Consider the following 9448-nt stretch of genomic DNA (forward strand, 5'->3'; position numbering starts at 1 on the left):
ATTACGGGGGACAGAACATTGAGAAAAGAGCCGGTGAACAAGTGCTAGTCTTTTCGGAGGCAAATAACACGGGCAAGGGGACATGTCATACGGTGAAAAAGCTTTTTTTTACAGGACGTCATACCACAAACGGATGAGACCACTCATTATCAGCATCTGTACGGTCCTGATGATCTTCCTGCTTTCCCTTACAGCGGGCTGCACCTGGCAGGCTTCCGCACCGGCTGATCAGGGAGCCGTCCCGGCAATTACGGCGGAGGCCGGGTCCACAAAAGAGCAGATGGTCACATTCGTCCGGGAGGCTGTTCTTTATGCAGGGTCTCACGACAAGGATACTTCCCTTTCAGAGTTCTCGAACCGGAACGGATCGTTTGTCCGTGGCGACCTCTACCTCTATGCGTACGATTTCAACGGCACCACCATCGCCCACCCGGTGAACCCCGAGAAGATCGGTATCAACCGGCTGTACGAACCCGATGCGCTGGGCAACTTCTTCATCTATGACCTCCGGGCCGCAGCCATCAACGGCTCCGGGTTCGTGGAGTATACCTACATCAACCCGGTCCACAACAAAGCCGTAGAGAAGAAACTCGGCTATGTCGAGAAGGTCGACGACACCTGGTGGCTGGGATCCGGCATCTACTACGGGCCTGCGACACCCCAGGAAACAACCGCATCCGCCACCGGCCCGGCAACCTCCCGTGCGCTGAAGGAATACGTGGATAATGCAGCTGCGTACGCAATGGCAAACGGGAAGAGCACTGCCATCGCCGCATTTAACAACCGGTCCGGTCCGTTCGTACAGGGTTCCGACACCTACGTATACGCCCTCGATTACTCGGGAACTGCGCTCGCCCTGCCCTTCCAGCCGGAGAAAGTGGGCACTGATTTCCTGCCCGTCAAAGACCCGGCGGGGAAGCCCTACACCGCAATCGAGATCCAGCTTGCGCGGGCTGGCGGCGGGTATCTTTTGTACCAGTACCCGGACCCGGCCGCGAACCTGACCCCTGCCCTCAAGATCAGTTACGTCCGCCCGGTAGACGATACCTACTGGATCGGGGCTGGCATCTACACCAGCGAAGATCGCCTCATCGATACGCAGCTGAAGCAGTTTGTTTCCGGCGCAAAGGACTTTGTGCAGAGGTACGGGAAGGAGGCAGCCCTTGCCGAGTTCAACAACCCAAAGGGCATGTTCCAGAGCGGCGAACTCTACATCTTTGCCAATGACTACGACGGCAACGTGCTCGCGTGGCCGTACCGCCCCGACATGATCGGGAAGAACCACCGGAATGCAACCGACGCTGTGGGCGAGCACCACATTGCCGGACTCCTCGACAAGGCCAAAAACGGCAGTGGGATGACCGCATATTACACGGTGGATCCCCTTACCAACACCACAGCGCTGAAGATCAGTTACGTGACAGACGTTGACGGGACATGGATGCTTGGCGCCGGGCGGTACATCCGGCCGGACTCCCGGGTCCTGCTCCCCTGATCCTCACCATTTTTTGTTTAACCATTTCTCATGGCTTAACGATCACGCACTGCGTGCAGTGACATGCGGTTTCCCCTCAGGGTCTGTATCACAGACAGTGTAATGGAACCCCTGCCCATGACAAAATACCCCGCTCAGCCAGGTTCACTGCAAGCCAGCCATGATCGATCATCCGGCACAACAAACCCGACCGCCATCCATGCGGCATATACACCCCAAGGGGCCCGGTTCGTGGAGGCACCGGGAGCAAAAAAAGGATTATGAGAAGATTGAGAAGTCGTTCTTGATGGCGATAGCCTCGATGATGGGCTTAAGCGCAGCCTCGGAGACGCCGAACTTGTCCATGTACATCTGGAGGATTGCCTTCTCTTCGCCGGCAAGGACGCCGTCTGACATGGCAAGGTCGCAGAGGATCGCAAGCGTTGCAAGCTTCTGTTTCTCGTCAAGGGTTGCGGCAACCATGTCAATAACGCCGGGGAACTTGTTGGCCTTTAAGACATCCATCGCGGTCTGGATGGACTTCTTGTCGCCGCGGACGATCTTGGCAAGGTCGTTGATCTCTGCCTCATCGATGACGCCGTCTGCGGCAATCACGGTGATTGCCGAGAGCACGAGTGCTGACTTGGGCGTGAGCGTTGCTGGTTTTCCGGTTAACTTGTCAAAAATTCCCATATTCTTTCACCATTCCAATGGATTGCTCCAGTACTTACCCGGCCGATCTATTGACCGTTTCGGTGCCCGTAACCGGGCTGGCAGGGAATGATCAGGGGCCATAGCCAGCTGGGGAGGGGGCATGCGCTCCTGACAATAACCATTACAGGAGAAAAACGCTGGAAAAGAACTCAAAAGAAAAAAATTTAGAACCGGGGTTTCCGGTGCTTGGGGAGGCAGTCGCGGCAGTAAACCGGCCTGCCCTCGGTCGGCTTGAACGGAACTTCACATTCCTTTCCACAGTCCGAACAGGTTGTCTTTGTCATTTCGCGGGGACCGAAGTCTCGGGGGCCCCTGTTTCCACCAAAATTATTTGATCCGTACATAATTCTTTCTCTAACAGTCTTGTGAAAACTGCTGATCACTATTGATCTTCAGAGTATAATAAATGCAGGTATCGTACAGGAAAAAAAGGGTCAGGAGAGGTAGTTGTTCTTGCGCAGCCAGTCCGCCTGTGGCGGGAGGTAGCGGTAGAGGATATCGCACTTCTCGTCCTGGAAACTCCACGGCGCGACAATCAGGATATCGCCTTCGCGGATCCAGGCCCGCTTCTTGATCTTTCCCTTGATCCTGCCCATCCGCTCAACGCCGTCCTGGCACCGGACGCGGATGTGGTTTGCTCCCATCATCAGTTCCGCCTGGGCAAACTGTTCGTTTAAGCGCTTCTTGGGCAGTCGTACGCGCACAACGGGCGTTCCGTCAGGATTGAATTCTCCCGTTCCGGCCGCACCATCAGGTTTTTTTACGTGATTATTAATCTGAACAACTCCGGTGGTATAAAATAAGGACGTAAAGCATGATGAAGGTATGGATACCGGGTTCATTCCATGCGATCCGCCATCTCATCTTCGAGACGACCCAGGAACTGCGAAAGAAACGCGTGCCGTTCCCTGGCGATCTGCCGGGCAGTCTTTGTGTACATCCGGTCCGGCAGCTTCAGCAGTTTTTCATGGAAATGGTTGATCCCATCCTGCATCGTTGTCCCGTGCTCGCCGGCACGCATGAATGTCCGGGCAATCCCGACCGCCCCCAGCGCATCCAGCTTATCGGCATCGGACAGGATCTGTGCTTCCAGGCTTCCGGGTTCTGCCCCGGTGGTGAAGCGGTGGGTCCGGATCGCTGCAGCAATTGCACCTGCCGCGCCAGAATCGTACCCGATCGAAGCCAGGTATTCCTCCACCATCCGGGCCCCCTCTTCCTCATGGGGAAGGCCGCATTCCTTCTCCAGCGGGCGGGCGATATCATGGAGCAGGGCCGACGGGACAAGGATCGCCATGTCCGCACCCTCAGCCCTGCCAATCCGTTCACAGAGCGATGTCACGCGTTCGACATGGTCAAAGCCGTGGGAGCCGCTATTGCCCATGACCGTGCGGGCATAATCCCGAATCTTCTGCATCACCGGGTCCATACTTCTCCCCCCTATCCCGTGGCAATCAGCCGTTCGATGTAATACCGCGCCCAGAGGAACGCAACCGTTCCGCCGATGATGTCCCCTGCAACGATCCCCCACCAGACGCCGTGCTCGCCATACCCGAGAACGATCCCAAAGAGGTACGTGAAGACCGCGATGAAAGCAAGGTTCCGGAGCACCGTGATCATGAGCGAGGTGAGCCCCTTTCCCGTTGCCTGGAAGATCGATCCCGACATGATTCCCGGGGGGACGAACGGGTAGAAGAAGCACATGGTGGCAAGGAAGAGCGCGATCTCCGGCATAAGGTGTGCGCTGTCGGCCGAGTAGCTGAAGATCATGGCGATCTGGCTGGCAAAGAGGAACGTGACGACACTGGTGAACAGGGCAATCGCCACCCCGAACAGGACGGAGAACGTGTGAGCAACCCGGATCTTCTCATACATCCGGGCACCGTATGCCGCCCCGGCCACCGAGATCAACGAGGTGCTGATCCCGACAAGCGGGATGATCGCAAAGAAGACCACACGCCACCCGGCAGTATAGACCGCGACCGCATCGGTCCCTGCCGTGACGACAAGGAGCCCGTTGATGAAGATCGCGATGATCGACATCAGGAAGAACTCGACGCTTGCCGGCAGGCCCACACCAAGAATGGCCCCTACGGTCCGCCCGTGCCAGGCAAAATTCCTGAACGAGAGCGTAACATAGGTGTCCTTCCGGAAGACCAGCCAGTAGAGCATCACGCACGAGACCATGGCAAGAGAGATGACCATTCCCCACGCGGCACCGGCAATTCCCATGCCGGCAGTGTAGATGAGCAGGGGGTCGATGATCATGTTCAGGATCGAGGACGCTGCCATAGCATACATTGCCCGCTTGGTATCTCCCTCTGCACGCAGGATCGCGTACCCGATGTTCGTGAAGAAAATCAGGAACATGCCAAGGAAGATGACCTGCCCGTACTCGGTCGCCAGAGTGGTGGTCTCCCCGGCACCGAAAAGAATGACGATCGGCTCGGTGATGAGGATGAGCGGAACGGTCAGGACTGCCGAGAGGAGAAGGGTCATGACGATGGCATGGGACGCCGCGCTGTCAGCACCGGCCTTGTCCTTTGCCCCGATCCTCCGGGAGATAACAGAGGCCACGCCGGCCCCGAGGCCGCTTGCCCCGCCCATCAGGATCATGAAGAGCGGGGTCACAAAACCGACGGCTGCAAGCGCATCGGAGCCGAGACCGGCCACCCAGATTGCGTTGACGATGTTGTACGTGGACATCAGGAGCATTGCCACGATCATGGGGCCGGACAGTTTGAGGATCGCCTTCTTGGGATCGCCCATGATGAGCGCGACCCCATCCTTCATCTTCTCATTCGCCGGAGCCTCCGTGACTGTGCCCTGATTACTCCCGGACATCGCTATGCTCTCCTTCAGTTGCCATAGAGGAAAAAACGTTCAGGGTCACGGTACGCATCAGGCGGTGGCAGGTCTTTTTGTCCTGCGCGGTCAGGCCGGAAAATGCAAGGGACTCCCACGCATGGTTGATCGCATGGAGCGATGGGAGGACATCTTCCCCTTTTTTCGTGAGAAAGAGCCGGACTGCCCGCCGGTTGCCGGGATCGATGATGCGCCGGATATACCCGGCGTCCTCGAGTTTTTTCACGGCACGGGCTATTGTGCCCTTGTCGAGATGATAGTGCCGGACAAGGGTCTCCTGCGTAATGTTCTGCTCCCTTGCCAGGAGCATAAGGACGGGGAACTGGCCGGCAGAGAGGCCCAGCGGCCTGAGCCGGTCATTTAAGAACATGGTTCTCCCGCGGCTCGTGATCGAGACGATGGCACCAAACGGGATCTCCATCGAATGACAGGATGGTGAATGCACCTGAAATAATGGACGGGGTCGCGAATAAATGTTGTCAATGCAACAATTAAAAATTCCGGGTTGCCACTCTACAACCGGGCGTCTGTACCGTATGCTCACGATGAAGGGGCGGGAGCAGGACTGCACCGTAACCTGCCGCTGGCAGGAGGAAAAAGATAACGCACGAGAGCTGCGGGCAATCAACAATTAGATATCCGCAAACGTGGACATGAGCTGTGCAATCCGGGCAGGGAGGCCCGGGCCCACGGACACCCCGGGGGTTTTACGGGCAGCAGTGGATCCCATGGCGCTTTATCCGGTTCTTGCAGGCTTCTGTCTTGTGTCCGCGTTCATCACGTGCGCACTCGGTTTTTTTGTCTACGCAAAGGACCCGCGGTCACGGATCAACCAGCTCTTCCTGGTCGGCATGCTGGGGGGAACGTATTGGGCAATGGGGGAGTTCTTCTTCTGGCAGGCGGCATCGTATGACGCGGCGCTCTTCTGGCTGAAGGCGAGTGCCCTGTGGCCCCTCGTCATCGCCGTAACAACGCATTTTATCCTTGAATTCACGGAATACCCGTTTGCCAGAAAGACGAAGAACGCCCTCCTCATCCTCTGCCTCTACCTGCCGGCTTCCGCCATCACGTTCCTGGGCATTACCTCGGGTGCGTTGTATTCCGTGGTGTATCAGGAGGGCGCCGGTTTTGTATACGTAGCCGACATGACAAGCCCGATCTACCCCCTGGTTGCGGTCTTTTCCGTGATCATCGTAATCTGGGCAGTACTCGCCTGTTCGGCTGCATGGCACCGGGCAAAGAGCGAGAAGCGGCGGCGCCACGTCCACCTTGTCTCCGGCGCGATCCTGTTCCCGATTGGTTTTGGCGTGGTCTCGGGCATCCTCCTCCCGTTCTCCGGCATCTTCATCCCCAATCTGGTCTTCATCGGAATGGCCCTGTTTGCTGCCACGATCACGTACGCCATCAGCAGGGTGGGGCTCTTCCAGCTCAGCACCGAGACCGCCCTCCCGTACATTCTCATGACCATGCCTGACGGCGTTATCGTCATCGCGATGGACGGCCTGATTATCTCCGCGAACGCATCGGCCGCCCGGATATTCGGGGTAGACGAACGTTCCCTTCCCGGAAGAAGGGCAGCAGAGATCATTCCGGCACCGGCATACAGCACGTTCATGCAGGTGATCAGGGAAAAAGGATCCTGTTCCGACTATGAGGTCACGCTGAATACCGGGACCGATGGTAGCGGCCGGCCGGACGAACGGGTCGTTGTCAGCATGGCCGGATCGCTTGTGCATGAGCCCGGGGAACTGCCTGCCGGTGTTGTCCTCATTGTCCGGGACATCAGCAACCGGAAACAGCAGCAGCACGCCCTCCAGATTGCAGGAGAGAAAATCTCGCTCATTGCCCGGCTGACCAGCCATGACATCAACAACCTCGTGACCGGTCTGTCCGGGTACCTGCTCCTGCTCGAAGACGTGGCAAATAAGCCCCCGGAGGACGGGTATCTCCGCACTGCGATCGAACTCTCGGAACGGATCAGCCAGAACCTCCGGTTCTCCAGCGACTTTTTGCATCTTGGAACCTACGAACCGGGCTGGCAGTCACTCATGACTCTCGTTGCCGAGGCAACAAACAGCATCTCCTTTGGGAGTGTAAAGGTCACGGTGAATATCCCACCCGTCGAGATCTTTACTGACCCGCTCTCTGTCAAGGCGTTCTATAATCTTCTCGACAACGCTCTCCATCATGGGGAGCATCTCACAACCATTGGCATCTCTGCAGGGGAGAATGGCAATGAACTCACTATCGTGATCGAGGATGACGGAGGCGGTATTCCCGACGCGGAGAAGGAGCATATCTTCCAGTACGGGGTTGGGAAACGCACCGGCCTCGGCCTCTCGTTTGCCCGGACCATTCTCGAGGTCAGCGGGATCACGATTATCGAAAACGGCACGTTCGGTAAAGGCGCACGGTTCGAGATCCGGGTCCCTGCCGGGGCATGGAGGCCGGCACAACAAACGACATGGGGACAACAGGGAGAACCCGAACCGGCCGGGGCCGGAAAAGAGTGGGGAGAGAATCCCTTATAACCGGAATTCCGGCCCGGTGTCGAAAAGTTTCTGGTACAGAGAACTGAAGAGCGCGATATACTCCGCAGCTCGCGGTGCTGACTGGTACATCGCCCGGTCACCGGACTCGATTGGGGCAAGATACCCGCGTGCCACAAGGAACCGGAGATACTCCTGCCCGGTCTTTGAATTGAGATCGCAGCGGTTGATGATGGCCGTAAAAGATCGTGGGGATTTGCAGTACACGAGGATCTCCCAGTAGATCTCATACACTGTCCGCCTTCCGCTCATTGGTCATCCAGCCCCAGCGTCATTTTTAATGCGCATTCCGATGCTTCGATCTCGGCGATGCGATGGTTCCATGCCGTGGCGAACCTCGTAACATAGTGCGAGGAGAGAAGGCTTGACACTACAATCGCAAGGGTGATTGCCTGCGCGAGGAGCATGACCCGGCTGTCCAGGGTAACGGAAAAACCGGATGTGGTGAGGGAGAATGCCTCAAGGCCGGTCACGATCCCGAGAACAAACACACAGAGTCCGCAGAGCGGGCCGATCAGGATGATCGTGCCAAGTGTCTTTCTGATGTCACGGTAGTAAGCCGCCATCTGCACGATCAGGCAGGTGAGGCGTTCATCCGAGACCGCCGGACTTTCTCGTTCGAGCTGGTCCCTGATGGCTTTTTGGCCCCGGGAGATCCCGAGCGTGATGTGGAACACGCTGACCCCCAGGCCGAAGCAGACCATGGCGATCGCCCCGGCGATAACCCGGAGTTCGGGAGATACGTGGCCCGCCGTGAGCCCGAGGACTGCTGCAATGATGTACAGGATCCCGGCCGCGCTCGCAACTGCGCCGATGATGAGGTTTGCTGACGTGACAAGCGAGAAATGCCGGATCTCTTTTGTGAACTGGCTCTGTGCTGGTTTCATAGTTTACCGGCTTATCTGTATTTTGGCGTTTTGCAAATAAAGAGCATGAAACTTAGTTACGTATCTTCATTATCTCGAGGATCATCAGACCCGAGAGAAGAGAAGAACACATCAGGATTCTTCTCATTTCTCGGGATTGATGGAGTCATGAGACTCCCGGCAGAACCAGAGGTACTTAATTCCCCGGGCGTCTATACTTAAGCAGGTGAACCCATGTCAAAACGGGCAGTCGACATGACCTTCCAGGCGATCTACACGCTGACGGACCTCCGCGTCCTCCTCCGAGAGACCGCTCCCATGCACGAGTTCGATGCGAACCAAAAAGAACAGGCACAACGTCTTCTCGAAAACCTCGAACGCCAGGTTGGCTCCCTGAAGCAGGAGATGCTGAAATGAGGTGCGGGCAGGGCATCGAGGCCCGGCAGGTGGACGAGCTCTTCATCAACATCGACCCGATCCAGGCCGGCGGCCGGCTCACGGCCGATGCCATGAAAGCCGTTGTTGCGTATGGCGACGGGTACTCGGTCTGCGACAACTGCCGGAAGCCCAACCGGCTCGACTATATCAGTAAGCCCCCCATCGCGGAGTTCCACAAGGACGTTGCGAAGTGGCTCAACATGGACGCGGTCCGGACCGTGCCCGGCGCCCGGCGCGGGTTCCAGGCCGTTGCGCACACGTACGTGAAGAAGGGCGACCCGGTGCTTCTCACCTCGCTCTCGCATTACACGGAGTTCCTCGCAGTGGAGGAGTCCGGCGGCGTTGCCCGCGAGATCCCGGCAAACGACCAGAAACTCGTCACGCCCGATGCAGCCGCGGAGAAGATCGAGGCCGTGAAACGCGAGTTCGGCAGGGCGCCCGTCCTTGCCTTCATCGACCATGTCGATTACCAGTTTGGCAATCTGCACGACGTTTTTGGCATCGCGAAGGTCTGCCACCAGTATGATGTCCCGATTGTCTACAAC

General features: G+C 57.5%; 12 protein-coding genes. 4 read left to right on the forward strand and 8 right to left on the reverse strand.

The genetic code is table 11. The features are described 5' to 3' along the window. The first annotated feature begins 133 nt into the window (after positions 1-133). Positions 134-1495 (forward strand): cache domain-containing protein, encoded by a 1362-nt coding sequence (locus tag CW742_RS02800; RefSeq protein ID WP_292416168.1) that lies wholly within the window; start codon positions 134-136, stop codon positions 1493-1495. A gap of 258 nt (positions 1496-1753) precedes the next feature. On the opposite strand, the gene CW742_RS02805 is transcribed toward CW742_RS02800, so the two are convergent. The 6 genes from CW742_RS02805 to CW742_RS02830 form a co-directional block, all read right to left on the reverse strand. Continuing rightward, positions 1754-2167 carry a tellurite resistance TerB family protein gene (locus CW742_RS02805; RefSeq protein WP_292416170.1) on the reverse strand — a complete coding sequence of 138 codons (414 nt, stop codon included), beginning with the start codon at positions 2165-2167 and terminating at the stop codon, positions 1754-1756. Positions 2168-2352: 185 nt separating this feature from the next. Continuing rightward, complete coding sequence (locus CW742_RS02810; protein ID WP_015285958.1) at positions 2353-2532, reverse strand: CxxC-x17-CxxC domain-containing protein; 180 nt, start codon at positions 2530-2532, stop codon at positions 2353-2355. Between the two features lie 90 nt (positions 2533-2622). Further along, positions 2623-3030, reverse strand: a complete 408-nt coding sequence (eif1A, locus tag CW742_RS02815) for a translation initiation factor eIF-1A (protein WP_394339454.1) — start codon at positions 3028-3030, stop codon at positions 2623-2625. Further along, positions 3027-3602: an HD domain-containing protein gene (locus tag CW742_RS02820; protein WP_342764853.1), complete on the reverse strand. Its 576-nt coding sequence runs from the start codon at positions 3600-3602 to the stop codon at positions 3027-3029. The genes eif1A and CW742_RS02820 overlap by 4 nt, the downstream gene beginning before the upstream one ends. A 23-nt stretch (positions 3603-3625) precedes the next feature. Then, positions 3626-4978 carry an MATE family efflux transporter gene (locus CW742_RS02825; protein ID WP_292416175.1) on the reverse strand — a complete coding sequence of 451 codons (1353 nt, stop codon included), beginning with the start codon at positions 4976-4978 and terminating at the stop codon, positions 3626-3628. 37 nt (positions 4979-5015) lie between these two features. Continuing rightward, positions 5016-5495 (reverse strand): MarR family winged helix-turn-helix transcriptional regulator, encoded by a 480-nt coding sequence (locus tag CW742_RS02830; RefSeq protein WP_292416176.1) that lies wholly within the window; start codon positions 5493-5495, stop codon positions 5016-5018. 283 nt (positions 5496-5778) lie between these two features. Between CW742_RS02830 and CW742_RS02835 the strand changes: the two genes are divergently transcribed. Next, a complete protein-coding gene (locus CW742_RS02835; protein WP_292416178.1) occupies positions 5779-7581 on the forward strand; it encodes an ATP-binding protein in 1803 nt (600 codons plus the stop codon). Here the strand turns inward: CW742_RS02835 and CW742_RS02840 are convergent. Both CW742_RS02840 and CW742_RS02845 read right to left on the reverse strand, forming a co-directional pair. Next, positions 7576-7851 (reverse strand): winged helix-turn-helix domain-containing protein, encoded by a 276-nt coding sequence (locus tag CW742_RS02840; RefSeq protein WP_292416180.1) that lies wholly within the window; start codon positions 7849-7851, stop codon positions 7576-7578. The two genes, CW742_RS02835 and CW742_RS02840, sit on opposite strands and share 6 nt — an antisense overlap. After that, the gene (locus CW742_RS02845) at positions 7848-8486 is read right to left on the reverse strand and encodes a hypothetical protein (RefSeq protein ID WP_292416182.1); all 639 of its coding nucleotides are present in this window, start codon (positions 8484-8486) and stop codon (positions 7848-7850) included. Before CW742_RS02845 ends, CW742_RS02840 begins: the two co-directional genes overlap by 4 nt. Positions 8487-8699: 213 nt before the next feature. On the opposite strand from CW742_RS02845, the gene CW742_RS02850 reads away from it, so the two are divergent. Further along, positions 8700-8882: a hypothetical protein gene (locus CW742_RS02850; RefSeq protein ID WP_292416184.1), complete on the forward strand. Its 183-nt coding sequence runs from the start codon at positions 8700-8702 to the stop codon at positions 8880-8882. Next, the coding region (locus tag CW742_RS02855; RefSeq protein ID WP_292416186.1) for an aminotransferase class V-fold PLP-dependent enzyme at positions 8879-9448 on the forward strand (570 nt) is incomplete at its 3' end. The genes CW742_RS02850 and CW742_RS02855, both read left to right, overlap by 4 nt.

It is taken from the genome of Methanoregula sp., assembly GCF_002835825.1.
Taxonomy (GTDB): domain Archaea; phylum Halobacteriota; class Methanomicrobia; order Methanomicrobiales; family Methanospirillaceae; genus Methanoregula.